Source organism: Streptomyces argenteolus (assembly GCF_042902585.1).
Classification (GTDB): domain Bacteria; phylum Actinomycetota; class Actinomycetes; order Streptomycetales; family Streptomycetaceae; genus Streptomyces; species Streptomyces argenteolus.
Genome location: NZ_JBIBEG010000013.1, coordinates 149,460 through 175,151, shown reverse-complemented (window position 1 = coordinate 175,151; position 25,692 = coordinate 149,460). Strand labels below are relative to the sequence as shown.

The window sequence follows — 25,692 nt, the reverse complement described above, 5'->3', positions numbered from 1 at the left end:
CGTCGTCGGCACCGCCGTCCGCTCGACGGGCCGTAGCACCGCTCCTGGTGCGGGGCACCGCCCCGGACTGCGCTGCCGTGTCCCGGTGGTGACGGCCGGTCAGCTCACCTCGGGCCCGTGCGCGGTGTGGGGGAAGCGTGGTGCCGAGGCGACGCGGGTGCGGATTCCGCTGGAGGGACCACCGGCGCCCGCGTCTGGTGCGGCAGCGGGGCCGCGGCCGGTTCGAGCGCCCCGCCGGTGAAGAAGCGCGTCACGAGGGCGGCGACCTCCTCCGAGCGCTCCAGCACCACCCAGTGGTCGGAATCGGGAAGGGTGAGGAAGCGGCTGCCCTCGATCGTCCCGGCGAACTCCCGCTGTCGTTCGGGAGAGGTCACCGTGTCGTGCTCCCCCGCGAAGACCAGCGCCGGCACGCCGGACAGCCCGCCGGAGAAGTCCGGCCGGTCCCCCAGCGCCCGGCGCAGCGACTCGGCGGCGTGCCCGGAGTGGGCCAGCGCGTGCAGGAAGGAGCGCCGCACATAGCGCCGGGCGAGCTCCCTGCGGTGGACGTGGCGGTCCGGGTCCAGGCACATCAGTCCGTCCGCGGCCAGGCTGGCGAAGCCCTCCGCGTCCCCCTCGGCGAGCCGCCGCGTCGCCCGGTGCCAGTAGTCCCGCTGCTCCTCGCCGATGTGCGTGGGTACGCCGCCGAGGACGAGCCGGGCGATGCGGCCGGGATCGTGGCGGGCGCAGTCGAAGGCCACGGCCGCGCCGTACGAGAAGCCGAAGAGGTTGATCCTGGGGGCGCCCAGATCATCCATGATGCCCGTCACGGCGGCCCGCAGGACCGGGGCGCCCGGGCCGGGCGGCAGGGGGTCGGCGGTGCCCATGCCGGGCAGGTCGGCGGTCACCACGTCGGCGACCGGGCCCAGGTGGTCGTCCATCTGCGGCCAGCCGAACATGCCCTGCAACGCGCCGCCGATGACGAGGACCGGTTCGGTGGCCGGCGCTCCGCCGGCGGCCGGGTCGCGGGGCAGCACGCGGTAGCCGTAGCGCAGTCCGTCCACGGTCAGCGACCGGATGATCTCCTCGGGCATGATGCTCCTCGCTTCCCGTCAGGCCCTGGTGAGCACGAGCGCCGCGTTGTGGCCGCCGAAGCCCAGCGACGTCTTGACCGCGCAGTCGAAGGAGGCGTGCCGGGCCTCCTTGCTCACCACCTCGACGGGGATCGCCGGGTCGGGGGCGTCGAGGTTGGCGGTCGGCGGGACGAGCTGACGCTGGAGGGCGAGGACGGTCAGCGCGGCCTCGATGCCTCCGGCCGCGCCGAGGGTGTGTCCGGTCATGGCCTTCGTCGAGGTGACCAGGGGGTGCTCGCCGAGGACCCTGCGCAGCATGACCGCCTCGATGAGGTCGTTGGCGACGGTCGAGGTGCCGTGGGCGTTGACGTGGCCGACGTCGAGGGCGTCGATCCCGGCGTCGGCCAGGGCCGTGCGCAGCGCCCGTTCGATGCCGAGGCCGTCGGGGTCGGGTGCCACGGCGGAGTGGGCGTCGCTGGAGGCGCCGTAACCGGCGACCCTGGCGCGGACGGTGGCCCCGCGGGCGCGCGCGTGCTCGGGGCGTTCCAGGACGAGAAGACCCGCGCCCTCACCGACGACGAATCCGTCGCGGTGCGTGTCGAAGGGACGGCAGGCGGCGTGCGGGTCGTCGCGGCGGGTGGAGACGGCCCGCATCTGGCAGGCGCTGGCGATCAGGAGCCGGGAGCGGACGGACTCGGCGCCGCCCGCGACGACGATGTCGCAGGCCCCGGTGCGGAGCATCTGGTGAGCCGTGCCGATGGCCACGGTCCCCGACGAGCAGGCGGTGGAGACGGCCTGGCTGGGGCCGTGCACCCCGAGGTCCATGGCGACGCTGCTCGCGGCCCCGTTGACGACGCTCAGCGGGGCGAGCTTCGGGGAGACGCGCCGCGCTCCGCGCTGCGCGAGGGTGGTGTGCTGTTCGTCGTAGAACGGCAGGCCGCCGTGAGCGGAGCCGATGACGACACCTACCCGGCCGCTGTCCCAGACCGCCGGGTCGAGGCCGGCGTCCGCGACGGCCTCGCGGGCCGCGATCACGGCGAGCTGGGAGAAGCGGTCCATCAGCCGCTGCGCGGCGACGCCAAGAACCGCCTTCGGGTCGACACCGGTGACCGTGTACATGAAGTCGCAGGGCAGGCCGTCGAGTTCCGGCGGGTTCTCGACGGAGGGGGCGACCGCCGGGTCGCAGACACCGTCCCAGGCGGCCTCGGCCCCCACGCCGGCGGCGGTGACGAGGCCGATGCCGGTGACCGCGGCGCTGAACGGCTCGATGCCCGGCCGGGCGGGGCGACGGGCGAACGGCCCGCGGGCGGTCACGCGCCGGCCTTGTCGCGCACGGCCGCGACCAGATGGCCGACGGTGTCGCGGGACGACAGGACGACGTCCTCCAGATCGATGTCCATCCGGTCCTCGATGAGGAGCCGGAGTTCCTCCAGGGCCAGCGAGTCCAGGCGCAGCTGGCGGAGCGGCACCTCGGGCCGGATGTCCAGCGGATCGGTTCCGAACCTGGTGACGAGCAAGGCGCTGATCTCTTCCGAGGTGCTCATGGGGACGCTCCTCCGCTTCGGTACGCGGTGACGCCGGCCGCGTGAGGGGTGAGGTGGCCATCGGGGACGCCGGGCGCTCGGGAGGGACCCTTTATACGCCTTCGAGGCCCGCCCTCCGGCCCTCGTTCCCCCGGGAGGAGGGTGAGCGTCCAGGTGTGCGAATCCGCCGCGCCGGTGCCGGGGGTGACACGATGGGCCGGGACAGGCAGATGGACGTACAGACGTGCGGACACCGACGACCGGGAAGAGCGAGGCGGCCATGACGGAGGAACGGCGCGAGGAGGCGGTGCGGCTCAGCCCGTCCGGCTGGGTGGCGAAGCAGGCCGAGCTGTACGAGTCCTCGGGCGGCACCAAGGGGACCACCCAGCTCGGCGTGGACTGTCTGCTGCTGGACTACGTCGGCCGGCGCAGCGGCGCCCTCCGGCGCACGGTGCTGATGTACGGGCGGGACGGCGAGGACTACCTGATCGTGGGGTCGAACGGCGGCTCGGACAGCCACCCGCTCTGGTACCTGAACCTGCTGGCCGGCCCGGAGGTGGAGGTCCGGGTCCGCACGGAGCGCTTCCCCGCTCTGGCGGAGCCCCTGTCACCCGAGGAGAAGGAGCGGGTGTGGCCGCATCTGGTGGAGGTCTTCCCCCGGTACGCCGAGTACCGCGCGAAGACGTCCCGGGAGATCCCGGTGGTCCGGCTGCGCCGGCGCTGACCGGCGCCGGGCGAGGGCCGGGGAAGGGGGCCAACAGGGCTCCCCGCGACGATGCTTGGGCCGTACACTCCGCGATCATGACCTTCGAAACCGTGTACGCCGACGCCCCCTCCCCGGACGGGCCCGCGCTCTTCCCGACCATGTCCACGATGCGCGCCATGCGCCGCCTCAAGCCGGAGCCCGTCCCGGACGAGACGCTCGACCAGCTGATACAGGCAGCCGTCTGGGGTCCCAGCGGAGGCAACATGCAGGCGTACGAGTACGTGGTCGTCACCGACCGCGCGGTGATGGCCGAACTGGCCCCGCTGTGGAAGCGGTGCGTGGACGCCTATCTCGCGACGACCGGGAAGCACGCGCCGAAGGGGATGCCCAAGGCCGCGTACGGCCGGATGGTGGCGGCGATCGAGTACCAGCGTGACCACTTCGCGGACACCCCGGCGCTGATCATCCCCTGCTACAAGTTCCCGGAGCCGCAGTTCGACGAGGAGGGCCTGGCCGTCTACGCCGAGGCGCTCGGCCCGGCGGGCCTCGAGCACATGGCGGGCACGCAGACGCGCTTCCAGGCGCTCGCGGAGGGCTCCTGCGTCTATCCGGGCGTGCAGAACATCCTGCTGGCGGCCCGGGCCCTGGGGCTCGCGGCCAACGTCACCATCTGGCACCTGATGCTGGAGCAGGAGTGGAAGAAGGCGCTCGGCATCCCCGAGGACACGCACACCTTCGCGGCGATCCCGGTGGGATGGCCCGAGGGCAACTTCGGCCCTGTGCGACGCCGTCCGGTCGCCGACGTCGTCCACCGGGACCGCTGGTAGCCGCACCCGTCCGCCGTCACCCCTCGGCCGGTGGGGTGACGGCCCGGGCAGGGCCGAACGGGTAGGCCAACTCCATTGGAGTGAAGGCGACTTGGACACAGCGACGCCTCGTTGTCATGCATTGCTCAGGTGGATAGCCTGTGCGGGCTCGACGGCCCCGGTCCACCCCCTGGGCCCTCGGCCTTCCTCTCCCCCACAGACCTGGAGCAGGTAATGCCCCCACGCCCAGCCGGCCCCACCCGAGGCCGCGCCGCCGTCCTGGCCTCGCTCACCGTCACCGCTCTCGTCGCCACCGGCCACCCGGCCTCGGCGGCTCCGGCCGCACCGGACTCCTTGAACCAGGCCTTCGCCCGGGCCGCCGAGGAGTACGGCGTACCGCGCGACCTGCTCACCGCCGTGGGCTACGGCGAGACCCATCTGAACGGCCACGGAGGGCTCCCCAGCCAGGACAACGGCTACGGCGTGATGCACCTCGTCAGCAACCCCTCCAACCGCTCCCTGGAGAAGGCCGCCGCCCTCACCGGTGAGGCCGTGGCCGAGCTGCGCCGGGACACCGGGACCAACATCCTGGGCGGCGCGGCGGTCCTGCGGAGCCATGCGGACGCGCTGGGCATGGACGCGGCCGAGCGGGCGGACATCGACGCCTGGTACCCGGCCGTGGCCCGCTACAGCGGGGCGGAGGGCTCCGTCGCCGCCCTCTACGCGGACACCGTCTACACCTTCCTCGCCGAAGGGCTGCGCACGACCGTCGGCGGCGAACGCGTCTCGGTCACCTCCCGCCCCGTCTCCCCCGAGAAGGGGCCGCTCGCGAAGGCGGACGTCACCGCCCAGAGCCCCGACTACCCGCCCGCGCTCTGGGTCGCCGCCAACGCCGCCAACTACGCGACGGGCCGCACCGCCACGGTGGACAAGGTCGTCATCCACGTCACCCAGGGCTCGTACGCCGGGACCATCAGCTGGTTCCAGAACCCGGTGTCCCAGGTCAGCTCCCACTACGTGGTCAGGTCCTCGGACGGCCAGATCACCCAGATGGTGCGCGACAAGGACACCGCGTACCACGCCAGGAGCGCCAACGCCTCGTCGCTCGGCATCGAGCACGAGGGCTTCGTCGACGACCCGTCCTGGTTCACCGACACGATGTACCGCTCCTCGGCCGCACTGACGAAGTACCTCTGCGATCGGTACGGCATCCCCAAGGACCGGACCCACGTCATCGGGCACAGCGAGGCCCCCGGGAACGACCACACGGACCCGGGCGTCAACTGGAACTGGACCTACTACATGCAGCTCGTCGGAGGGACGGGCGGCAGCGCGGACGGGCTGAGCTTCGGCGCGTACACCACGCAGTCGTCGGGCTCGACGGGCGCCCAGGTCACCGCGCTCCAGACACTGCTGAACCAGCAGGGCTACGAGGCGGGCACCGCGGACGGGATCTTCGGCCCCACCACCAAGAGCGCCGTGCAGGCCTTCCAGACGGCCCGCGGGCTGAGCGCCGACGGAACGGTCGGCCCGAAGACCTGGACCGCCCTGCTCTCGGCCGGCACCACGCCTGTGCTGACCAAGGGCAGCTCGGGCGACGCCGTGAAGCGGCTCCAGCGGGCGCTGACCGCGGCCCTGGGCACGACGGTGTCCGTCGACGGCGCCTTCGGCACGGCCACGGACACGGCGGTGCGCAGCTACCAGAGCTCGCGGGGTCTCTCGGTCGACGGCAGCGTGGGGCCGAACACCTGGGCGGCCCTCCAGTCCGGACGCTGATCCCCGGCAGGCTCCCCGGCCGCCAGGACGCCGGTCCGGGCCGGCTCCTCCGCCCCGTGCCCCGCACCGCCCGCTGAGTACCGGTACTCATGCCCCCGGCCCCCTTCCGCCGGGACCATGACGGACGAGCGGGTACGGCGGGACACGGGGCGGAGCGCCGTCGGGCGCCGGTGGAGGGGGACGGCATGGGCCGGTTCATGGGAGCGGTGCTCGCGACGGCGGTGGTGGCCGGCGCGCTGGCGCTGGCGTACACGTCGGGGGCGCCCGCCTCACTGCTGCTGGGCGCCGCCGCGGGGGTGGTGAGCCTGATGTGGCTGCTCCTGCTGCTGACGGTCCCCTGGAATCTGTACTTCCGGGCGCACACGGTGCTGGCCGAGATCGGTGTGAGCCGCTCGAAAGGCCTGGAGGTACCGGAGGAGCGGGACACCGAGGCCGCCCGGATCGCCCGGCTGATGCTCCGGGTCGCCGTGGGCGGGCACGCGCTGACAGCCGCCCTGGTCGTGGCGGTCACAGCGGCCACGGGAGCCGTGACGGGCTACTGGTTCGCGGGCTTCTTCCTGCTCAGTACGGCCTTCAGGCCGGCCGGAGCCTACTTCGGGCAACTGCGGCGGCGGCTCGGCACCCTGATCGAGGACGTCACCTTCCCGCGCGACGACGTGCTGGAGGTGCGCGAGCGGGTCGAGCGGCTCCACGCGGGCACGAAGGCCCTGGAGGAGAGGGCCGAGGAGCAGTACCGGGCCCTGGCCGAACTGCGCCGGACCGTCGACGCGCTGAACGTCGCCTCGCACGGGCGGGCCGACGAGGCCGACCGGAAGATCGCCGCGCTGGGGCGCGAATTCGAGTCCACGGTGCATCGCCTGACGGACAACCAGGAGATCATCAGCGGCCTGAAGGCCTTCCTGCGCCTGCTGCGGACGGCCGACGAGGTGAGCTGAGACCCCCCGCCGAGCCCTGGCCGTGACCCGCTCCACGCCTACGCCAGGACGGAGCCGCAGCGCTCCGTCATGACGGGTCTCGCACCGGCGATGCGCTCCTCCACGTTCACCGGCCGGCACGCGCCGGCCGGCCGCCGATCAGCTGGGACGAGGCGCAACGGCGTATCGAGGAGCAGCGGCGCACCGAGGCCGCGGCCCGGCGGGGCGGGAGGCCCTGACGGCTGCCCGCACGCTCCGGAGCGCACCCGCCGGCCACGGGTACGCCTTCCACCACCCCGCGCCCACGGGCGAACCTGAGGCCTGCCGGCACCGGGCCGGCGGGACCCGGAGGGCGGTCGGACATGGCGCGTACGCAGTCGAGGTGCGGAGCACTCACGCAGAAGGGCACGGCCTGCCGGCGGCTGGCGATGAAGGAGGCCTCCCGGTGCGACCGGCACCGGGGCGACTGGTCCCGCTACACCGTCGCGAGGCGCAAGGCCCAGGAGAAGGCGGCCCGCCGCCGCAGGTGAAAGCTCCCCCGCGCGCGTCGGTGCTCGGACACGTGAAAGAGGTGGTCCCGCACCCCGGGGGATGCGGAACCACCTCTGCCGGCCGTTCAGCGGGTCACTTCAGGCCGAAGGCCTTGATGATCTCCTGGTCGACGGCCAGACCGCCGGGTCCTTCGGCGTGCGCCTTCAGCGAGACCGAGGCCGCGCCCACGGCAGGTGTCCGCAGCTTGGCGGTCCACTCCCCCGACGCGCCCTTGCGCAGCTGGACCGCGCTCCAGGTCCTGCCCTCGTCGTAGCTGACCGACAGCGAGGCCCTGGTCGCCTTCACGGCGCCGTCCAGCCACTCCTGCGTGCCCGACTCGATGCCCACCTCGACCTGCTTGCCGGCCTTGACGTCGCCCGCCAGGTCGGTGGACACGTCGTAGTCCAGCTGGAGGAGGGGGATGTCGGCCTGCTGGGTGCCCTCGGGCAGCGCCCCCGAGACGAAGTCCCACGCGGTGTGCGTGCGGGTCGAGGTCTTCCAGGTGGCCTCGTCCCGCGCCGAGTCGATGACCAGGCGGTACGGCACCTTCTCGGCCGACAGGTCCCAGACGGCGCCGGCGCGGCCCGCACCCTTCTTGACCAAGGTGCCGCCCTGGTAGAACGCGTAGGAAGTGGTGTCGTACTCGTCGGCGGGCATCGCGCCGGAGTGGCCCTCGCCCGAGTCGGTCCACGGTGTGATGTTGAACTGGAGGTCGTTGTACGCGGTGCGGAACGGACCCCAGTAGCCCGTGCCGAGACGCGGTCCGGTGACCGGGGCGAACCAGTCGGCGCGATAGGTCCTGCCCGCCGTGTAGTCCAGCTCCGCGCTGCGCATCTCCTGCGCCCTGTCGGACGCGTCGGCGTTGAGCACCGAGTGGTTCTCGTACCAGAAGGAGGCGCCCGGCAGCGGGGTGACCCACTCGGTGCGGGTGCCCGGCAACGTCTCGTACTCCTCGAAACCGATGCCGAAGCCGTAGTCCGGGATGTCGTAGCGGTAGCCGCCCCCGAGCACGTCCCGGTGGCCGTAGAAGGTGTTCTCCACCTTCGCCAGCTGCCGGGCCGAGGGCGCGAAGGCCAGCGAACGGTCCGGGACCGCTCCGTCGTGACGGTCGACCAGGTCGTAGACGTAACGCGCGAACTTGCGCTGGTCGACGTCGATCCGGGAGCCCTTGCGGGCTGCCGCGACCAGAGCCGCCCCCGCGAGCCGCTGCACCGAGGCGACCGGGATCGTGGTCTCCTCGCCGTAGGGCACGTAGGAGGACTCCATCAGCACGCCCCGGCCGTCGTTGACGACGAAGAGCGCCGAGGCGCCCGCGGCGAGCGCGTTGGCCAGCCGCTCGGCGGGGGCGACGGCGTCGCTGCGGTCGACCACGACCGCCTTGCCGCGGGCGTCCAGCCCCTTGTAGTCGGCGGACGCGCCGTTGCCGGCGAAGACGGCCTTGAGCTTGCGGTCGCTGTCCTCGGCGACCGGGGAGCCGATCTGCGCGGTGACCGGGACGTCACGGCCACCGGCCGACACGTCGATCGCCTTCTCCCCCTGCCGCCAGCGGGTCAGATAGCTGAAGTCCCCCTCCTTGACCTTCTGGGTGGGGCTCACCCACAGCTGGTCGTAGGAGATCGGGAGGGTGAACGCCTCACGCTGGACGACACCGTCGGGTGACGTGCGCGCCATGTCGAGGCGCATCTGCCGCAGCTCGGTCTCCTCGGGCGTGCTCACGGTGACCTTGCGCGCCTCGGAGGCGTCGAGGGTGACCGTCGTGGGCTTGTCCAGGACGGTCTCGGGGGCCATCAGGAAGGCCAGGCCCTGGGAGTCCGCCCGGTCACCCTCCACGTCGAGGGCCGTCCACGCGGTGTAGTTGCCGGGCGGCAGACGCAGGGTGGTCTCGCCCGAGAGGTTGACCAGGTCGAGGTTCGGGTCGCCCAGGGCGGCGAGGACCACGGTGCCGTCGGCGGGTTCGCCCGCGCGGTCACGCAGCCGGAGCTTCAGGTCGTAGAGCTCCTGCTCCTTGTGCACGGCGAAGCCGGTGTGGGCCACGGTGGTGCCGGCGGCGTCGGTGGCGACGACCTGGCCCGAGAACTGGGTGTCGACCGGGACCTTCGAGGGGTCGACCGAGAGGACGGCCTCGGCCGTGGAACCCGCCGGGACGGTCAGCGTGGACGTGGACAGGGTGTACGCGGCCGTGTCCGTGTCCGTCGCCAGGTCCAGCGTCACGTCCGAGGCACCGGTGTTGCGGTAGGTGAGGGTGCGCTGGGCGACCGGGTCGGAGGAGCTGTGCGGCCAGTCGTACGACGCGACCTCGACGGAGCCGGTGGCCTCGATCGTCGTGTCGAGGGCGGCCTTCACGTCGAGCCGGCCGGTGCCCTGCTCGTACGGGGTGTAGGCGGGAAGCCGCACGGACGAGCTCATCAGCGCGTCCTTGATCCGCTGTCCTGACCACTCGGGGTGACGCTGCTTCAGGATGGCCGCCGCACCCGCGACGTGCGGGGTGGCCATCGACGTACCGGACATCGACTGGTACATGCCCTCGATACCGGGGACCGACTGCGAGGCGGCGGCCTCGATGTCGACGCCCGGTGCGGAGAGGTCGGGCTTCAGGCCGTGGGACCGCACGAGCGGTCCCATGGAGGAGAAGTCGGCCCTGCCGTCCTGCTTGTCGACGGCGGCGACGGTCAGCGCGCTCGCGGCGGAGCCGGGCGAGCCGATGGTGCCCGCCCCGTAGGCGTTGCCCGCGGCGATCACGAAGAGCGGGCCCCCGTCGGCGGAGAGCGCGTCGACGGCCTGCGCCATCGGGTCGTTCCCGTCGTCCGGGATGCTGGAGCCCAGGCTCATGGAGACCACGTCGGCCCCCTCGGCCTTCGCCCACTCCATGGCCTCGATGATGCCGGAGTCCGCCCCGGACCCGCCGTCGCTCAGCACCTTGCCGATGATCAGGTCGGCGCCGGGGGCGACGCCCTTGGCGGCGCCGCCCGACGCCGCCCCGGAGCCCGCGACGGTGGAGGCGACGTGCGTGCCGTGGCCGTTCCTGTCGTCGACCTCCTCGCCCGGCACGAAGCTTCTGGACTGCGTGATGCGGTCCTTGACGTCCGGGTGCGTCGCGTCGACGCCGGTGTCCAGCACGGCGACCGTCGTGCCCGTGCCGTCGTAGCCCGCCGCCCAGGCCTCGGGGGCGTTGACCTGCGGCACGGAGTCCTTGAGCGCCGCCTCGACCTTGCCGTCGAGCCACAGCGCGGCGATGCCGCTGTCCAGCGAACGGCTCCTGCCCGTACGGGAGATGTCGCTCCAGAAGGCGCGGGCGTCGTCCTTGTCGGCCGTGAGCGCCGCCCCGTTCACCGACTCCAGCCGGCGGACCGTCTTGCTGCCGCGCGGGGCGGCGGGCAGCGAACGCGCCGTGCTCGCGGGGTAGGTGGCGATCAGCGGGATACCGCCGGCCCGCTCGTCGTCGTACCCCATCTTCACCAGGGTCGAGATGTTGAACAGCCGGCGGTCCAGCTTCCCGGCCGCGACGAGCGCGCTCGCCTCGTCGGGGATGACGTAGACGTCCTCCCCGGCCTGCCGCACGTGCACGCCGCCCTCGGCGCCGTCGGGGCGGTCGACGGTGACGGTGTCCTGGTCACCCGCGCCGTCCGTGAAGTGGACGACGTCGCCGGTGACCAGCGTGATGTCGTGGTCGCGGGCGTCGGTGCCGTGGCGTTCGGGGGCGGCCGACGGCTTCGGAGCGGCGGTCGCGGAACCCGCCGCGGGGAGCATGACGCCGCTCACGAGGGCGACCGAGGTCGCTATGAGCAGAGCCCTGCGTCCCGCGCGAGCGGGTCTCGCCCGGCCGGAAACGGAGGAGAGGGAAAATGTCATGCAGCTGATCTACCGGTAAATCCGGGGCTGCGGACGGCTTCTCCCCTGGCGTGAAACCGCCGTGGCGGCAACCCGCCCGGCGTGGTCGGCCGTCGACCGTCGTCTTCAGGCCACCGGGACGCGCGCGGGGGCGTCCTCGTGGTGGATCGGCGTGTGGGAGCCCTTGAGCGGCAGTCCACTGCCCCCGCGGCGTTCGGCGACGATCTCCGCGGCGATCGAGAGGGCCGTTTCCTCCGGCGTACGGGCGCCGAGGTCCAGCCCGATCGGCGAGTGCAGCACGGCCAGCCGGCTCTCCGGCACACCGGCCTCGCGCAGCCGCTCGTTGCGCTCCAGATGGGTACGGCGCGAGCCCATCGCGCCGACGTAGGCGACCGGCAGCCGCAGGGCCAGTTCGAGCAGCGGGACGTCGAACTTCGCGTCGTGGGTGAGGACGCAGAGCACCGTGCGGGTGTCCACGTCCGTGGTGGCCAGATAACGGTGCGGCCAGTCGACCACGATCTCGTCGGCGTCCGGGAAACGGGCCGCCGTCGCGAAGACGGGCCGGGCGTCGCAGACGGTGACGCGGTAGCCGAGGAAGCGGCCTGCCCGCACCAGGGCCGCGGCGAAGTCGATGGCCCCGAAGACGATCATCCGGGGCGGCGGGACGCTCGACTCGACGAGCAGGGTCAGGGGCCGCCCGCAGCGGGAGCCGTCCGCACCGATGGCGACCTGCCCCGTGCGCCCCGCGTCGAGCAGGGCGCGGGCCTCGGCTGCGGCGGTGCGGTCGAGCTCGGGATGTCCGCCGAGCCCGCCCTCGTACGTCCCGTCCGGACGGACGAGCAGGAGCCGTCCGAGCAGGTCGTCGGGCCCTTCGGTGACACGGGCGACCGCCGCCGCGCGGCCCTGCGCGGCGGCGGCGAACGCGGCGGCGAACACCGGGCGCGCGGGGTCGTCCGCGCGCACCGGGGTCACCAGGACGTCGATGACTCCCCCGCAGGTCAGGCCGACCGCGAAGGCGTCGTCGTCGCTGTATCCGAAGCGCTCGCGCACGGTGGTGCCGTCCTCGATCGCCTGCCGGCACAGCTCGTACACAGCGCCCTCCACGCACCCGCCGGAGACCGATCCGATGGCCGTTCCCTCACTGTCCACGGCGAGGGCGGCACCCGGCTGCCGGGGCGCGCTGCCGCCGACGGCCACCACGGTGGCCACGGCGAAAACGCGTCCCTGCCCGACCCACCGGTGCAGCTCTTCGGCGATGTCCAGCATGGCGTGTCTCCTTCTGACTGAGGTGCGCTGGGACGCGGCGGGCGTCAGGGACTGACGCCCAGCCAGCTCTCGATGGGGTGCAGGGCGAAGTAGACGAGGAAGACCAGCGTCAGGACCCACATGAAGACGCCGACCTCGCGGGCCCTGCCCTGGGCGAGCTTGATGGCCGAGTACGCGATGACGCCCGCCGCGACACCGGTGGTGATGGTGTAAGTGAACGGCATCAGGACCACGGTGAGGAAGACCGGTACGGCGACGGAACGGTCGCCCCAGTCCACGTGCCGGGCGTTCTGCATCATCATGGCGCCGATCACGACCAGCGCGGCGGAGGCCACCTCGGCCGGCACGATCGCGGTGAGCGGCGTGAAGAAGAGGCAGGCGGCGAAGAAGAGTCCGGTGACGACGGAGGCGAGCCCGGTGCGGGCGCCCTCCCCGACGCCGGTCGCCGACTCGACGAACACGGTCTGGCCGGATCCGCCGGCCACTCCGCCGATCGCCCCGCCCGCTCCGTCGATGAACAGGGCCTTGGACAGGCCGGGCATCCGGCCCTTGTCGTCGGCGAGCTTCGCCTCCGTGCCGACGCCGATGATGGTGGCCATCGCGTCGAAGAAGCCGGCCAGGACCAGAGTGAAGACGATCATGCCGACCGTCATCACACCGACGTCGCCCCAGCCTCCGAACTCGACGTCCCCGAAGAGCGAGAAGTCCGGTGAGGAGACGGCGCTGCCGCTCAGCTCGGGCGGGCCGCTGCTCCACGCCTTGGGGTCGATGTCACCGACGGCGTTGACCACGACGGCGGCCAGCGTGCCGGCGACGATGCCGATCAGGATCGCCCCGGGGACGTTGCGCGCCTGCAGCATGAAGATCAGCAGCAGGGTCACCGCGAAGACGAGGACCGGCCAGCCCGCGAGTTCACCGGCGGGGCCTAGGGAGAGCGGCGTCGCCGCCCCCTGGTGGACGAACCCCGCCTTGACCAGGCCGATGAGGGCGATGAAGAGGCCGATGCCGATGGTGATGCCGTGCTTCAGCGCCAGCGGGATCGCGTTCATGATCAGTTCGCGGAGGCCGGTGACGACCAGCAGGCAGATCACCACGCCGTAGACCACGCACATGCCCATGGCCTGCGGCCAGGTCATGGCCGGCGCGACCTGCGAGGCGAGCACCCCGGAGACGCTGAGGCCGGCGGCGAGGGCGAGCGGCACCTTGCCGACGAAGCCCATCAGCAGGGTGGTGGCCGCCGCCGCGAGTGCGGTGGCGGTGATCAGGCCCGGCTGGCCGAGCAGATGGCCCTCGACGTCCTCGCCGCCGAGGATGAGGGGGTTGAGCAGGAGGATGTACGCCATGGCCATGAAGGTCGTGACGCCGCCGCGCACCTCGCGCGCGACGGTCGATCCCCGTTCGGATATGTGGAAGTACCGGTCGAGCCAGGACCGCCCGGCGGGGACGCGCGAGCCGGGGCCCGCGTCCTCCGCTCCGGTCCTGGGTTCCACGGACTGCTGGGTCATGTTGCCTGACTCCCAAGGTTCACAGGGGCACCCGCGTGGAGCTGTCGTGATTGCGGGATTTGGGATGACTGCGAGGCGCACGACCCGGGGGACGGCCCGAGGCGAACTCTTCGTGCAGAGGGATCGGTGGGGTGGGTCCTGGGGTGGTGCCGCGCCGGGCGGACACCGCCCCTGGACCCGCTGGCGGATCGTCAGGTCCCGGTGATGTGCTCGGGGCGCACCGGGGTCCTCTCGAGAGCCAGGCCCGTCGCGTTCCGGATCGCCGCGAGGACGGCCGGGGTGGACGACAGGGTCGGGGCCTCGCCGATGCCTCGCAGCCCGTACGGGGCGTGGTCGTCGGCGAGTTCGAGCACGTCGACCGGGATGGTCGGGGTGTCGAGGATGGTGGGGATCAGGTAGTCGGTGAAGGACGGGTTGCGTACCTTCGCCGTCTTCGGGTCGACGATGATCTCCTCCATGACGGCGACACCCAGCCCCTGGGTGGTGCCGCCCTGGATCTGGCCCTCGACCGACAGCGGGTTGAGGGCCTTGCCGACGTCCTGGGCGCAGGCCAGTTCGATGACCTTGACCAGGCCGAGTTCGGTGTCGACCTCCACGACCGCGCGGTGCGCGGCGAAGGAGTACTGGACGTGGCCGTTGCCCTGCCCGGTGCGCAGGTCGAAGGGCTCGGTGGGGCGGTGGCGCCACTCCAGCTCGATGTCGACGGCCTCGTCCTCCAGCACCTCGGCCAGCGGAGCGAGCACCTCCCCCGCGTCGGTGACGACCTTGCCGCCCTCCAGCAGGAGTTCGGCGGTCGCCCAGGCGGGGTGGTACGTCCCGAACTTGCGGCGGCCCATCTCCAGGACCTGTTCCCGGACGGCCTCGCAGGAGTGCTTCACGGCACCGCCGGTGACATACGTCTGGCGGGACGCGGAGGTGGACCCCGCGGAGCCGACCTGGGTGTCCGCCGGGTGGATGGTCACCTGGCTGACGCCCAGTTCGGTGCGGGCGATCTGGGCGTGGACGGTGACACCGCCCTGCCCCACCTCGGCCATCGCGGTGTGCACGGTGGCGACCGGTTCACCGTTGATGACCTCCATCCGCACCCGGGCGGTGGAGTAGTCGTCGAAGCCCTCGGAGAAGCCGACGTTCTTCAGGCCGACGGCGTAGCCGACACCCCGTACGACACCTTCGCCGTGCGTGGTGTTGGACAGCCCGCCCGGCAGCGCGCGTACGTCGACGGAGCTGCCCTCGGCGTCGGCCGAGAGCCACTGCCGCTCGGGGGGCATCGGGCGGGCCTTGACGCGGCGCAGCAGTTCGGCGACCGGCGCCGGCGAGTCGACGGGCTGACCGGTGGGGAGGAGGGTGCCCTGCTCCATCGCGTTCAGCTGCCGCAGCTCGACCGGGTCCATGTCGAGCGCGGCGGCGAGCTTGTCCATCTGGGCCTCGTAGGCGAAGCACGCCTGGACCGCGCCGAAGCCGCGCATGGCGCCGCAGGGAGGGTTGTTCGAGTAGAGGGCGATCGCCTCGATGTCGACGTCCTCGACGGCGTACGGCCCGACGGCGAGCGAGGAGGCGTTGCCGACGACGGCCGGGGACGCGGAGGCGTAGGCGCCGCCGTCCAGGACGATCCGGCACTTCATGTGGGTGAGCTTGCCGTCCTTGGTGGCCCCGTGCTCGTAGTGGAGCTTCGCCGGGTGGCGGTGGACGTGGCCGAAGAAGGACTCGAAGCGGTTGTAGACCATCTTCACGGGCTTGCCGGTGCGCAGGGCGAGCAGGCAGGCGTGGATCTGCATCGACAGGTCCTCGCGTCCGCCGAAGGCTCCGCCGACTCCGGAGAGCGTCATGCGGATCTTGTCCTCGGGGAGGCCGAGGACGGGGGCGATCTGGCGGAGGTCGGAGTGCAGCCACTGGGTGGCGACGTACAGCTCGACGCCGCCGTCCTCGGACGGCACGGCGAGGCCGGACTCCGGGCCCAGGAAGGCCTGGTCCTGCATGCCGAAGACGTAGTCGCCGGTGACGACGACGTCGGCGCGTTCGGCGGCGCGGGCGGCGTCGCCCCGGACGATGGGCTGGCGGTGGACGATGTTGGGGTGCGGGACGTGCCCGATGTGGTGGTCGGTGCGGCCCTCGTGGACCAGGACGGCTCCGGGCGCGGTGGCGGACTCCTCGTCCGTGACGACCGGCAGCTCGGCGTAGTCGATCCTGATCTTGGCGGCGGCGCGCCGCGCGGTCTCGGGGTGGTCCGCGGCCACCAGGGCCACGGGCTCGCCGTGGTGGCGGACCTTGCCGTGGGCGAGGGCGGGGGTGTCCTGGATCTCCAGGCCGTAGTTCTTGACCGCGGCCGGGAGGTCGTCGTAGGTCAGGACGGCGTAGACACCGGGGGTGGCGACGGCCTCACCGATGTCGATGGACCGGATCTCGGCGTGCGCGACGGTGGAGCGGAGCGTGTGGCCCCAGAGCATGTCCTCGTGCCACATGTCCGAGGAGTACGCGAACTCGCCCGTCACCTTGAGGGTGCCGTCGGGGCGCAGGGTGGACTCGCCGATGCCACCGGGGGTCGTGGAGCCCTGGGTGATCTTGGTGGGGGTGCCGGCCGGTACGGTCGCGGCTCGTGGATGCAGCGGCATGGTCATCGCACCGTCTCTTCCTGACGGGCCGCGGCGAGGCGGACGGCGTCGAGGATCTTCTCGTAACCGGTGCACCGGCAGAGGTTGCCCGAGAGCGCCTCCCGGATGTCCTGGTCGGACGGGGAGGGCTTCGTCTCCAGGAGCTCGTCGGCGGCGACGAGCAGGCCCGGGGTGCAGAAGCCGCACTGGACGGCTCCGGCGTCGATGAACGCCTGCTGGACGGGCGAGAGTTCGGCCGCCTCGGCGCTCTGCGCGTCGGCGGGCCGCGCCTGCCACCGCCGGGCGGCGTCCAGCGACGTGCCGCAGGCGCCGGCGGCGCAGCCGGTGCCGGGGTGGGCGTCCTCCCGGTGCCTGGCGTAGTCGGCGAGACCCTCGACGGTGACGACCTCGCGGCCCTCCGCCTGGCCTGCGGCGACGAGGCAGGAGCAGACGGGCACGCCGTCGAGGCGGACCGTACAGGAACCGCATTCGCCCTGTTCACAGGCGTTCTTGGAACCGGGGAGACCCATGCGCTCGCGCAGGACGTACAGGAGGGACTCGCCCTCCCAGACGTCGTCGGCCTCCTGCTGACGGCCGTTGACCGTGAAATTCACTCGCATGATCAAGCAGCTCCTTCGAGGGTGCGTCCCGCTCCGCGGTACTGCTCCCAGGTCCAGCCCAGCGTGCGCCGGGCCATGATGCCGACGGCGTGCCTGCGGTAGGCGGCGGTTCCCCGTACGTCGTCGATGGGGTTGCAGGCCCCCGCGGCGAGCTGGGCGAACTGCGCGGCCACGGAAGGCGTGATGACCTTGCCGTTCTCCCAGAAGCCGCCCTCCTCCAGCGCCGCGTTCAGGAAGTCCTCGGCCTCCTTCGCCCGGACCGGGGTCGGGGCGGCGGAGCCGATGCCGGTGCGTACGGTGCGGGTCTCCGGGTGGAGGGCGATGCCGAAGGCGCAGACGGCGATGACCATCGCGTTGCGGGTGCCGACCTTGGAGTACTGCTGCGGGCCGTCGGCCTTCTTGATGTGCACGGCCCGGATCAGCTCGTCCGGTGCCAGGGCGTTGCGCTTGACGCCGGTGTAGAACTCGTCGACCGGGATCATCCGCGTCCCCCGTACGGACGCGGCCTCGATCTCGGCACCCGCGGCGAGCAGGGCCGGGTGGGCGTCCCCGGCGGGCGAGGCGGTGCCCAGGTTGCCCCCGACGCCGCCGCGGTTGCGGATCTGCGGCGAGGCGACGGTGTGCGAGGCGAGTGCCAGTCCCGGCAGCTCGGCCCGCAGGTGCTCCATGATCGCGCTGTACGGCACGGAGGCGCCGAGGCGGACGGAGTCCTGGCCGACCTGCCACTCGGACAGCTCACCGATGCGGTTCAGGTCCATGAGGTGGCCGGGCCGCCTGTGGTCGAAGTTGATCTCGACCATCACGTCGGTGCCACCCGCGATGGGCACAGCCGTCGGGTGCTCGGCCTTGGCGGCGAGCGCCTCCTCCCAGCTGGCGGGGCGAAGGAAGTCCATGAGTGGCTCTCTTCTTCTCAATCGGGTCGTTCGGCTGGGCTGGGGACGGCCGGCCCTTGAGGATCGTTCCTGTGATGTTCACGCGGTGTGTGGCCCAGTACACAAGCCTTGCTCCACTCGGTGCAGTCACGGAAACCATGAAGGAATTGGCTGGTCCCCATCACCGTCTTGTAGATTCGAACGAATGGCGGGCACCCGTAACCTCACCGCAATTCACAGGTGACCCCCGCCGCTCCTGACCGACGAAGAGAACGGCGGCGATCGACCATGCGGCTGCGCGCACTGCTGGACACCGAGGCGCTGGGCCTGCAGCTGCTGGGCGGCGAGGACGAGCTGGACCGGCCGGTGCGGGGCGTGATGACGACCGACCTGCGCGACCCCAGCCGCTACCTGTCCGGCGGGGAGCTGGTCCTCACGGGGCTGGCCTGGCGGCGGGACGCCTCGGACACGGAGCCGTTCGTGCGGATCCTGGCGAACGCCGGCGTGGCCGGCCTGGCGGCGGGCGAGGCGGAGCTCGGGGCCGTACCGGACGATCTGATCGAATCGTGCCTGCGGCACCGGCTCCCGCTCTTCGCGGTCGACGAGACCGTGGCGTTCGCGACGATCACCGAGCACGTGGTGCGCCAGGTCTCCGGCGAACGGGCCGGTGACCTCGCCGCCGTGGTCGACCGCCACCGCAGGCTGATGACCTCGGGCCCGGCGGGTGGCGGCCCCGAGGTGGTCCTGGACCTGCTCACCTCCGACCTCGACCTGCGCGCCTGGGTCCTCTCGCCCACGGGCCGCCAGATCGCCGGCGCGGGCGAACCTCTCCCGCCGAGGACCGGCGCGGAGCTGGCCGGGCAGCATCTCGCGGCGACCCGCACCGGCCGGCCCGGACCCCACCGGGCGGAGGTGGGCGGCACGGTCTACTCGCTGTTCCCGGTCCGGAACACCGGGCGGGCGACGGTCCCGGACCGCGATGTGCGCGAGTCCGTGCTCTCGGACTGGGTGCTGGCCGTGGCGGCCGACGCGGGCGACTGGCCGGCGGCACGGCTGGATCTGCTCCAGGGTGTCACCCAGCTGATCGCGGTCGAGCGGGACCGCCGTGACGCGGCCCGCTCCGTACGCCGCAGGCTCGCCCAGGAGGTCCTGGAACTGGTCCAGACGGGCGCGGCCCCGGCGGAGATCTCCGCGAGGCTGCGGGTGGCCGCCCCGGTCCTGCTGCCGGGTCTCGGCACCACCCCGCACTGGCAGGTCGTGGTGGCCAGGGTCGAGTGGACGCAGGGAGCGGAGCTCCCGGGAGGCCCCGTCGCGCAGGCGCTGCTGGAGGAGATCCTGGTCGACCCCGCGGTGTCGGGGCCCGAATCGGCCGACCGCATCGCCGTGGCGCACTCGGGCGAGGAGGCCGTCGCCCTCGTCCCGCTCACCGCGCTCCCCCAGGGCGATGCGGGCCGGCCGGGGGACCCGGAGCCCCCGGCCGCGGAGGGGGCGGACGCTCCGCAGGGGCACGACGCCGCGCTGCACGCCGACGCGCTGCTCGCCACCGTCCGCGCGCCGCTCTCCGCCGGCCTCGCCGGCGACGGCCGCCTGACACTGGGTGTCAGCGCCGCCGTGCACTCCGCCGAGGGCCTGCGCGGCGCGCTGGAGGAGGCCCGGCACGCCCGCCGGGTCGCGGCGGCCCGGCCGGGCGCGGTCTGCGCGGCCGGCCACCACGAGCTCGCCTCGCACGTCCTGCTGCTGCCGTTCGTCCCCGACGATGTCCGCCGCGCCTTCACCGCCCGGCTCCTGGACCCTCTGCGGGACTACGACCGGCGGCACCGCGCGGAGCTCATCGAGACCCTGGAAGCCTTCCTGGACTGCGACGGCTCGTGGACCCGCTGCGCGGCCCGGCTGCATCTGCACGTCAACACACTGCGCTACCGCGTCGGGCGTATCGAGCAGTTGACGGGACGTGACCTTTCGCGGCTCGAGGACAAGCTCGACTTCTTCCTCGCCCTGCGCATGAGCTGATTTCCCGGCACTACCACGGCCCGCCCTGGCTCCAGGTGATTGTGAAATCTTTCACCTGACATCGATCCGACCCCTTGGCCCCGCGTGCCATTCCGTGCTGAGATGCGCGCAGACCCAGGCCGACCGTCCTTCGCCGGTCGGCCTCCACAGCTCGACGGCGCGCTCGGGGAGGGCAACGTGGCGCATACCGCCATGTCTGGTTCCGGAACGACAGCAGATGACGATCCGCCGCTCCAGACCGCGGTATGGCGGCTGCGCTCACGCGCCTGCTGGACGGACGCCGCCGCGCTCCTCGAACCCCACGCGGCCACCGACCCCGCCGCCGCGCTCCAGCGGACCTCCCTGCTCACGGAGCGGTGCCTGTACACCGGCACCGGCTGGACCGACGCCGAGGACGCGCTGCGCACCGCCGAGGCGCTCGCCCACGACGACTCCGAGCGCGGCGCGGCGGCCTGCGAGCGCGGCTACCTCGCCTACGCCTCGACGCTGCTCGGGGCGCGCGACCGGGCCGACGAGGCGAGCGTGGCGCTCAGCAGGGCGGCGGCGCTGCTCTCCCCTTCGTCTCCCGGCCGCCCGCTGCTGGACTTCCGCCGGGGCCTGATCGCGCAGAACATCGCCGACTCCCCGCAGTCCGCCCGTGCCGCCTACCGCAGGGCGCACGCCGGGGCCACGGCCCGGGGTGACGCGTTACTGCTCTCCTTCACCTGGCGCCATCTCGCCTCGCTCTCGCTGCGCGAGGGCGAACTCGCCGAGGCGCGGCACGGCTTCGCCGAGTCGCTGCGGATAAGGGAGGAGCTGGGCTATCTCGTGGGCACGGCCCCGGCACTCATCTCGCTCGCGGACGCCGAGGCGGAACCCGAGGCGGCGGCGCGGCTGCGCGCCGAGGCGGGCCGGCTCTTCCGGCTGCTCGGCGGCGTACCGACCTGGCTGGCGCCCCGGCTCGAGCCGCCTGCCCCGGAGACCGTCGAGGCGAACTGAGCCCCGGGGCGAACCGGCCGTCGGGGCGCACCGGCACCGCTGCGGACGCGCGGGGGCGGACGCGGAGGCCCCGGAGACCCCGGGGGCCGCCGCCTCGCTCAGGCGTCCGCGCCGTCGAAGTGCTCGCGTACGAGCGACTGCACCACGGTCAGGTCCCGGGCGATGAGCGCGTCCAGCAGCGCGGTGTGCTGCGAGGCGTCGGCGAGCAGGTCGGCACGGCGGGCAGCGGGGCCGTTGACCAGGGGCCACTGCGAGCGGCGGTGCAGGTCACCGGCGACCTGCACGAGCTGCTGGTTGCCGGACAGCGCGAGCACGGCGCGGTGGAAGGCCCGGTCGCTCTCCGCGTAACCGGCGCGGTCGCCCAGCGCCGCGGCGGCGACCGTGGCGTCGGCCAGCGGGCGCAGCGCGCACCAGCGGGCCGCCGGGACGGTGCGGGCGAGCCGCAGCACGACCGGGATCTCCAGCAGCGCCCGGACCTCGGCGAGCTCCGCACGCTCGCGGGGGCCGCGCTCGCTGACCCGGAATCCCCGGTTCGGCACGACCTCGACGGCGCCCGCGGCGGCCAGCTGCTGCATCGCCTCGCGTACCGGGGTCGCCGACACGCCGAAGCGGGCGCCGAGTGCGGGGGCGGAGTAGACGTGGCCGGGGGTCAGCTCACCGCCGACGAGTGCGGCACGCAGGGCGTCCAGTATCTGGCCGCGTACGGAGTGCCGCTGGACCCCACGGGGCGCGGACGGCTCACCGTGCGTGTGCTCGCCGCGCGCCTGTTCGGGTACGCGGACGTCGGGCGGGGTGCCCGCGGACGTGTACGGCCGCGCGTCGTCACGCGCTCTGCCCTGCTCCACGGCGGCCTCCTCGCACTGGCGGGCCGACTCGCGTGCGTCCGGGCCCTTGTGCACGATAGGCGGAGCGGGCCGCAGTTCAAACATGGATCTCTTCGGGTAAGGTAAGGCTAACCTGCAAAGCTCCGTGATTCGGTGGTCCCCGCATGACCGTGCCCGCCCTGCTCACCGCCACCGCCCCGTCCCCGCTGACGGCGGCGTACACCCGTCTGGCCGAGGTCTTCCCCGGCTTGCGCGCCGAGGTGCTCGCCGATGACGCCGCGGCTCCTTCGGGCCCCGGGTGGGTCGGGGCGGCCGAGCTCGCGGCGGGTGGCGAGGCCCTGGAGGAGTTCCTGGCCTGGGACGCGGCGCAGGTGCGGCGGGACTACGGCACCGAGGCCCGCCCCGACGTGGTCGCGAGCTTCGGGCTTCACCGTTACGCCTGGCCGGCCTGCCTCCTCGTGACCCTGCCGTGGTTCACCCATCGCCGGGTTCCGCGCATCCCGGTGGAGGACGTCTCGTTCCACCGGGGCCTGGGCCGTCTGACCCTCCGCGTACGCGAGTTCGCGTGCCTGCCCGACGACCCCGCGGCCACCCGGCCGGGGGCCAGGGTCGTCCCCGACGAGGCGGCCCTGCGGGCCGAGGTCCTCGACTCCGTGGCCCAGCACATCGGCCCGGTACTGGACGGCTTCCGGGCGCGCATGCGGCGCGGCAAGCGGGCGCTGTGGGGCATGGCGACCGACGAGATCGTGGAGGGCCTCTGGTACGTCGCCCACCTCCTCGGCGAGGAGAGCCGCGGCATGAGGGAGCTGGAGCTCCTGCTGCCCGGCACCACCCGGCCGTACGTGGGCACCGCCGGCTTCCGGGAACTGACCGGCCCCGACGGTGAGGCACTGCCCACGCGCGACCGGGCCAGCTGCTGCATGTTCTACACCCTGCGGCCCGAGGACACCTGCGTCACCTGCCCCCGCACGTGCGACGCGGACCGCGTCCGGAAGCTCACCGCCGCCTCCTGATCCGTGCGGCGGCTCACACCACTCCGTCGGGCGACCCCAATTCGAACGTAACTCGGCCTCCCCGTGCGGAGGTTCGAAAAGATTCCGCCCATCGATGAGCCCTGCCACCCCAATGGCGTTCACTTGCCCCGAAACCCCCTGAGCGGCCCGGTATTTCCGTCACGATGGCGCCCGAAACGCCCTACGTGACGCAAGGGACCGCGCATGAGACTGACCGACATATCGCTTGACTGGCTGCTTCCGGGCGCCGTGCTGCTCGTGGGAGTCATGGCGGCGGTGACGGTGGTCGCGCGCGGCAAGCGCGCCGCTGAGAAGGCCGCGGCCGACGACAGCTGGGAACGGAGCGAGGAGCGCCGCCGGCGCAAGGAGGCGCTCTACGCCACCGCCTCGTACGTCCTGCTGTTCTGCTGCGCCGCGGTCGCCGCCGCCCTCTCCTTCCACGGGCTCGTCGGCTTCGGCCGGCAAAACCTCAGCCTCTCCGGGGGCTGGGAGTACCTCGTCCCCTTCGGCCTCGACGGGGCCGCGATGTTCTGCTCGGTGCTCGCGGTCCGCGAGGCCAGCCACGGCGATGCCGCGCTGGGCTCCAGACTGCTGGTCTGGACGTTCGCCGGTGCCGCCGCCTGGTTCAACTGGGTGCACGCACCGCGCGGGATGGACCACGCGGGCGCGCCGCACTTCTTCGCGGGCATGTCGCTGTCGGCGGCCGTGCTGTTCGACCGCGCGCTGAAGCAGACGCGCCGTGCGGCGCTGCGCGAGCAGGGTCTGGTGCCCCGCCCGCTGCCCCAGATCCGGATCGTGCGGTGGCTGCGCGCCCCTCGGGAGACCTTCGGCGCCTGGTCGCTGATGCTCCTGGAGGGTGTACGCACCCTGGACGAGGCGGTGGACGAGGTGCGGGAGGACCGCCGCGAGAAGGAACAGGACCGGCACCGCCGCAGGGACCAGGCGAAGCTGGACCGGGCCCGCATCAAGGCCCTGAACCGGCAGAACCGGGTCTGGACCCGCGGGGGCCGCACCGGCGGCCAGGTGGACGTCCAGGCCATCTCCCCCGCATCCGGAGGCGGTCCACCGGCCGTCGCGGAGCCTGCCATAACAGAGCCGGGACAACTGCCCCTGCGCCCCCGGCCATCCCTGCAAGCCGTGAACGGCTCGAACTCCAGGAGTACTTCGGCACAGACCCCGAGCGGTGAGACCGCGACCGTCGACCTCACGGCCGAGGACGACACCCAGGCCCTGCCCCGGCTCGACTCGCTGGAGCAGAAGCTCAAGGATCTGGAGCAGCAGTTCGGCTGAGCCTCAGGGCTTTCGGCCGTGCAGTTCGAACCAGACCACCTTGCCCAGTGCCTGGGCCGTGACTCCCCAGGAGTCCGCCAGGCTCTGGACGAGGAGCAGTCCCCTGCCGTGCGTACCGTCGTCGGCGTTCGGTACGTACGGCGCGGGCTCCTGCCCCGTGACGAAGTCGCGGACCTCCACCCGTAATCGAGTGGGTGCGGAGGTCGCGGTGACCACCGCCCCGTTCCTCGTGTGGATGAGCGCGTTCGTCACCAGTTCGCTGAGGAGGAGCTCTGCGACGTCGATCTCCTCCGGTGGGCGGCGGTAGCGCAGGAACTCCCGCAAGGCGCCCCGCACCTCCCCGACCCCCGACAGGTCGGCGTTCCCCAGTCTGCGGTGCAGTCGCACCGGCGGACTCTCCTGTCGCTTCGTCATGTCCCCCGTGCGCACGGTGAATCGTCTCCTTCGGTGCCGTTTCAGCCCGTCATGTCTCGAACGACCACACGCAATGCATTCCCCACGGGCGTGCGGTCACGCGTCCCCGGGCAACAACATATGAACGGACGGCCAGGCGACCCCGCTCGGACGGCCCGGGGTGTGGCAGATGTCTAATCACGGTTAACTTCCAGAAAGTTCACACGGGTTGGCGTTGACGGATCCGGATCTACGCGCGTCATCATAGGAGTCATGCGAATCCCCCCACGGATCACCACGCTCGGCGGCGCAGCCGCCCTCCTGTCCGTCCTCCTCGCCGGCGGACCGGTCAGCGCCTCGGTCGCGACCGTCCCCTCGACCGCCGCGGTGGGCAGCGTCTGCTACTCCGCGCTGCCGTCCCAGGCCCACGACACGCTCGACCTCATCGAGGCGGGCGGCCCGTTCCCGTACGAGCAGGACGGCACCGTCTTCCAGAACCGGGAGGCGCTGCTGCCCGGCCGGAGCACCGGCTACTACCACGAGTACACCGTCGTCACGCCCGGCTCCCCGGACCGCGGCGCCCGCCGGATCGTGACGGGTGAAGCGGTCGAGGAGGACTACTACACCGCCGACCACTACGAGTCCTTCGACCTGGTCGACCACGACTGCTGACCAGGCACTCCCCCGGTCCGGTCCGCGCCGTAGTCCCCCACCTGCGGCGCGGGCCACCGGACCGCCGGGGCGGCCACCTGGCCACCGGCCGCCGCGCCGCCGGCCGGGGAGGACACGCTTGTACGCTCCACGCATGACCGTGACCTATGTGATCGACGGCTCCGCCGTCACCGGCCTGGACAGCTTCTGGGACGCGATCGGCGAGGCGGTGAACGGCCCCGGCGGTTACTTCGGCCGAGGGCTCGACGCCTTCGCGGACTGCCTGAGCGGCGGTTTCGGCACCCCGGACGACGGCGCGTTCGTCATCGAGTGGCGCGACCACGTCCACTCCGCCCACGCGCTGGGCCACGAGGAGACCGCCCGTCGGCTGGAAGGACTCCTTCCGCGCGTGCACCCCACCAACCGGGCGCGGGTCGAGGCGGAACTGGCCGAGGCGCGGGCGGGCCGCGGTCCGACCCTCTTCGACCTGCTGGTGGAGATCATCACCGACCGGACCGCGCCCGGCACCCTGCGCCTGAGGTGAACCGC

The 25,692-nt window shown here is 72.8% G+C and carries 22 protein-coding genes; 11 read left to right on the top strand and 11 right to left on the bottom strand.

Going from position 1 to position 25,692, the window contains the following annotated elements; translation table 11 throughout:
* Window positions 1–104: 104 nt before the first annotated feature.
* Genes ACFY8O_RS32295 through ACFY8O_RS32285 form a run of 3 tightly spaced genes read right to left on the bottom strand, consistent with a single transcriptional unit; the run spans window position 105 to window position 2,593 of the window.
* A complete protein-coding gene (locus ACFY8O_RS32295) occupies window positions 105–1,070 on the bottom strand; it encodes an alpha/beta fold hydrolase (RefSeq protein ID WP_387908670.1) in 966 nt (321 codons plus the stop codon).
* A gap of 18 nt (window positions 1,071–1,088) precedes the next feature.
* A complete protein-coding gene (locus tag ACFY8O_RS32290) occupies window positions 1,089–2,363 on the bottom strand; it encodes a beta-ketoacyl-[acyl-carrier-protein] synthase family protein (protein WP_387908669.1) in 1,275 nt (424 codons plus the stop codon).
* The gene (locus tag ACFY8O_RS32285; protein ID WP_145812685.1) at window positions 2,360–2,593 is read right to left on the bottom strand and encodes an acyl carrier protein; all 234 of its coding nucleotides are present in this window, start codon (window positions 2,591–2,593) and stop codon (window positions 2,360–2,362) included. Before ACFY8O_RS32285 ends, ACFY8O_RS32290 begins: the two co-directional genes overlap by 4 nt.
* Before the next feature lie 259 nt (window positions 2,594–2,852).
* On the opposite strand from ACFY8O_RS32285, the gene ACFY8O_RS32280 reads away from it, so the two are divergent.
* From ACFY8O_RS32280 to ACFY8O_RS32260, 5 genes are all read left to right on the top strand, one after another.
* Entirely contained in the window at window positions 2,853–3,296 is a 444-nt protein-coding gene (locus tag ACFY8O_RS32280) for a nitroreductase family deazaflavin-dependent oxidoreductase (RefSeq protein ID WP_145812726.1), read from the top strand.
* Window positions 3,297–3,373: 77 nt separating this feature from the next.
* Complete coding sequence (locus ACFY8O_RS32275; protein WP_387908666.1) at window positions 3,374–4,105, top strand: nitroreductase family protein; 732 nt, start codon at window positions 3,374–3,376, stop codon at window positions 4,103–4,105.
* 213 nt (window positions 4,106–4,318) lie between these two features.
* A complete protein-coding gene (locus ACFY8O_RS32270; protein WP_387908665.1) occupies window positions 4,319–5,860 on the top strand; it encodes a peptidoglycan-binding protein in 1,542 nt (513 codons plus the stop codon).
* A gap of 185 nt (window positions 5,861–6,045) precedes the next feature.
* Complete coding sequence (locus ACFY8O_RS32265; protein WP_387908663.1) at window positions 6,046–6,795, top strand: hypothetical protein; 750 nt, start codon at window positions 6,046–6,048, stop codon at window positions 6,793–6,795.
* Window positions 6,796–7,136: 341 nt separating this feature from the next.
* Window positions 7,137–7,304 carry a hypothetical protein gene (locus ACFY8O_RS32260; protein ID WP_167526283.1) on the top strand — a complete coding sequence of 56 codons (168 nt, stop codon included), beginning with the start codon at window positions 7,137–7,139 and terminating at the stop codon, window positions 7,302–7,304.
* A gap of 94 nt (window positions 7,305–7,398) precedes the next feature.
* Here ACFY8O_RS32260 and ACFY8O_RS32255 read toward each other — a convergent pair whose 3' ends face one another.
* The 6 genes from ACFY8O_RS32255 to ACFY8O_RS32230 all read right to left on the bottom strand — a co-directional run bounded on the left by ACFY8O_RS32255 (window position 7,399) and on the right by ACFY8O_RS32230 (window position 18,005).
* Window positions 7,399–11,052, bottom strand: coding sequence for a S8 family serine peptidase (locus tag ACFY8O_RS32255; protein ID WP_387908709.1), 3,654 nt, complete (start codon window positions 11,050–11,052; stop codon window positions 7,399–7,401).
* Window positions 11,053–11,259: 207 nt separating this feature from the next.
* Window positions 11,260–12,399, bottom strand: coding sequence for an XdhC family protein (locus ACFY8O_RS32250; protein ID WP_387908661.1), 1,140 nt, complete (start codon window positions 12,397–12,399; stop codon window positions 11,260–11,262).
* A gap of 44 nt (window positions 12,400–12,443) precedes the next feature.
* Complete coding sequence (locus ACFY8O_RS32245; protein ID WP_145812673.1) at window positions 12,444–13,904, bottom strand: NCS2 family permease; 1,461 nt, start codon at window positions 13,902–13,904, stop codon at window positions 12,444–12,446.
* Window positions 13,905–14,095: 191 nt separating this feature from the next.
* Window positions 14,096–16,513 (bottom strand): xanthine dehydrogenase family protein molybdopterin-binding subunit, encoded by a 2,418-nt coding sequence (locus tag ACFY8O_RS32240; protein ID WP_387908707.1) that lies wholly within the window; start codon window positions 16,511–16,513, stop codon window positions 14,096–14,098.
* Window positions 16,514–16,515: 2 nt separating this feature from the next.
* Window positions 16,516–17,112, bottom strand: coding sequence for a (2Fe-2S)-binding protein (locus ACFY8O_RS32235; RefSeq protein ID WP_145812669.1), 597 nt, complete (start codon window positions 17,110–17,112; stop codon window positions 16,516–16,518).
* 2 nt (window positions 17,113–17,114) lie between these two features.
* Complete coding sequence (locus tag ACFY8O_RS32230) at window positions 17,115–18,005, bottom strand: FAD binding domain-containing protein (RefSeq protein WP_145812667.1); 891 nt, start codon at window positions 18,003–18,005, stop codon at window positions 17,115–17,117.
* A gap of 267 nt (window positions 18,006–18,272) precedes the next feature.
* On the opposite strand from ACFY8O_RS32230, the gene ACFY8O_RS32225 reads away from it, so the two are divergent.
* Both ACFY8O_RS32225 and ACFY8O_RS32220 read left to right on the top strand, forming a co-directional pair.
* Entirely contained in the window at window positions 18,273–19,994 is a 1,722-nt protein-coding gene (locus ACFY8O_RS32225; protein WP_387908658.1) for a PucR family transcriptional regulator, read from the top strand.
* A 192-nt stretch (window positions 19,995–20,186) separates the two neighbouring features.
* Window positions 20,187–20,972 carry a hypothetical protein gene (locus ACFY8O_RS32220; protein WP_145812662.1) on the top strand — a complete coding sequence of 262 codons (786 nt, stop codon included), beginning with the start codon at window positions 20,187–20,189 and terminating at the stop codon, window positions 20,970–20,972.
* A 98-nt stretch (window positions 20,973–21,070) separates the two neighbouring features.
* Here ACFY8O_RS32220 and ACFY8O_RS32215 read toward each other — a convergent pair whose 3' ends face one another.
* Window positions 21,071–21,817 carry a GntR family transcriptional regulator gene (locus ACFY8O_RS32215; RefSeq protein WP_387908656.1) on the bottom strand — a complete coding sequence of 249 codons (747 nt, stop codon included), beginning with the start codon at window positions 21,815–21,817 and terminating at the stop codon, window positions 21,071–21,073.
* A gap of 143 nt (window positions 21,818–21,960) precedes the next feature.
* On the opposite strand from ACFY8O_RS32215, the gene ACFY8O_RS32210 reads away from it, so the two are divergent.
* Together ACFY8O_RS32210 and ACFY8O_RS32205 are read left to right on the top strand one after the other, a co-directional pair.
* Complete coding sequence (locus ACFY8O_RS32210; RefSeq protein ID WP_387908654.1) at window positions 21,961–22,809, top strand: (2Fe-2S)-binding protein; 849 nt, start codon at window positions 21,961–21,963, stop codon at window positions 22,807–22,809.
* Between the two features lie 204 nt (window positions 22,810–23,013).
* Window positions 23,014–24,099 (top strand): DUF2637 domain-containing protein, encoded by a 1,086-nt coding sequence (locus tag ACFY8O_RS32205; protein ID WP_145812656.1) that lies wholly within the window; start codon window positions 23,014–23,016, stop codon window positions 24,097–24,099.
* 3 nt (window positions 24,100–24,102) lie between these two features.
* On the opposite strand, the gene ACFY8O_RS32200 is transcribed toward ACFY8O_RS32205, so the two are convergent.
* On the bottom strand, window positions 24,103–24,513 hold the full coding sequence (locus ACFY8O_RS32200; protein ID WP_145812724.1) for an ATP-binding protein: 411 nt from the start codon (window positions 24,511–24,513) through the stop codon (window positions 24,103–24,105).
* 252 nt (window positions 24,514–24,765) lie between these two features.
* Between ACFY8O_RS32200 and ACFY8O_RS32195 the strand changes: the two genes are divergently transcribed.
* Together ACFY8O_RS32195 and ACFY8O_RS32190 are read left to right on the top strand one after the other, a co-directional pair.
* Entirely contained in the window at window positions 24,766–25,164 is a 399-nt protein-coding gene (locus tag ACFY8O_RS32195; protein WP_387908651.1) for a ribonuclease domain-containing protein, read from the top strand.
* A 133-nt stretch (window positions 25,165–25,297) separates the two neighbouring features.
* Entirely contained in the window at window positions 25,298–25,687 is a 390-nt protein-coding gene (locus ACFY8O_RS32190; protein WP_145812652.1) for a barstar family protein, read from the top strand.
* Window positions 25,688–25,692 lie beyond the last annotated feature (5 nt).

Coding starts and splice junctions, on each gene's coding strand:
- ACFY8O_RS32295 (WP_387908670.1), bottom strand. CDS start 1,070: ATGCCCGAGGAGATCATCCGGTCGCTGACCGTGGACGGACTGCGCTAC.
- ACFY8O_RS32285 (WP_145812685.1), bottom strand. CDS start 2,593: ATGAGCACCTCGGAAGAGATCAGCGCCTTGCTCGTCACCAGGTTCGGA.
- ACFY8O_RS32280 (WP_145812726.1), top strand. CDS start 2,853: ATGACGGAGGAACGGCGCGAGGAGGCGGTGCGGCTCAGCCCGTCCGGC.
- ACFY8O_RS32275 (WP_387908666.1), top strand. CDS start 3,374: ATGACCTTCGAAACCGTGTACGCCGACGCCCCCTCCCCGGACGGGCCC.
- ACFY8O_RS32270 (WP_387908665.1), top strand. CDS start 4,319: ATGCCCCCACGCCCAGCCGGCCCCACCCGAGGCCGCGCCGCCGTCCTG.
- ACFY8O_RS32265 (WP_387908663.1), top strand. CDS start 6,046: ATGGGCCGGTTCATGGGAGCGGTGCTCGCGACGGCGGTGGTGGCCGGC.
- ACFY8O_RS32260 (WP_167526283.1), top strand. CDS start 7,137: ATGGCGCGTACGCAGTCGAGGTGCGGAGCACTCACGCAGAAGGGCACG.
- ACFY8O_RS32255 (WP_387908709.1), bottom strand. CDS start 11,052: ATGCTCCCCGCGGCGGGTTCCGCGACCGCCGCTCCGAAGCCGTCGGCC.
- ACFY8O_RS32250 (WP_387908661.1), bottom strand. CDS start 12,399: ATGCTGGACATCGCCGAAGAGCTGCACCGGTGGGTCGGGCAGGGACGC.
- ACFY8O_RS32245 (WP_145812673.1), bottom strand. CDS start 13,904: ATGACCCAGCAGTCCGTGGAACCCAGGACCGGAGCGGAGGACGCGGGC.
- ACFY8O_RS32240 (WP_387908707.1), bottom strand. CDS start 16,513: ATGCCGCTGCATCCACGAGCCGCGACCGTACCGGCCGGCACCCCCACC.
- ACFY8O_RS32235 (WP_145812669.1), bottom strand. CDS start 17,112: ATGCGAGTGAATTTCACGGTCAACGGCCGTCAGCAGGAGGCCGACGAC.
- ACFY8O_RS32230 (WP_145812667.1), bottom strand. CDS start 18,005: ATGGACTTCCTTCGCCCCGCCAGCTGGGAGGAGGCGCTCGCCGCCAAG.
- ACFY8O_RS32225 (WP_387908658.1), top strand. CDS start 18,273: ATGCGGCTGCGCGCACTGCTGGACACCGAGGCGCTGGGCCTGCAGCTG.
- ACFY8O_RS32220 (WP_145812662.1), top strand. CDS start 20,187: ATGTCTGGTTCCGGAACGACAGCAGATGACGATCCGCCGCTCCAGACC.
- ACFY8O_RS32210 (WP_387908654.1), top strand. CDS start 21,961: ATGACCGTGCCCGCCCTGCTCACCGCCACCGCCCCGTCCCCGCTGACG.
- ACFY8O_RS32205 (WP_145812656.1), top strand. CDS start 23,014: ATGAGACTGACCGACATATCGCTTGACTGGCTGCTTCCGGGCGCCGTG.
- ACFY8O_RS32200 (WP_145812724.1), bottom strand. CDS start 24,513: ATGACGAAGCGACAGGAGAGTCCGCCGGTGCGACTGCACCGCAGACTG.
- ACFY8O_RS32195 (WP_387908651.1), top strand. CDS start 24,766: ATGCGAATCCCCCCACGGATCACCACGCTCGGCGGCGCAGCCGCCCTC.
- ACFY8O_RS32190 (WP_145812652.1), top strand. CDS start 25,298: ATGACCGTGACCTATGTGATCGACGGCTCCGCCGTCACCGGCCTGGAC.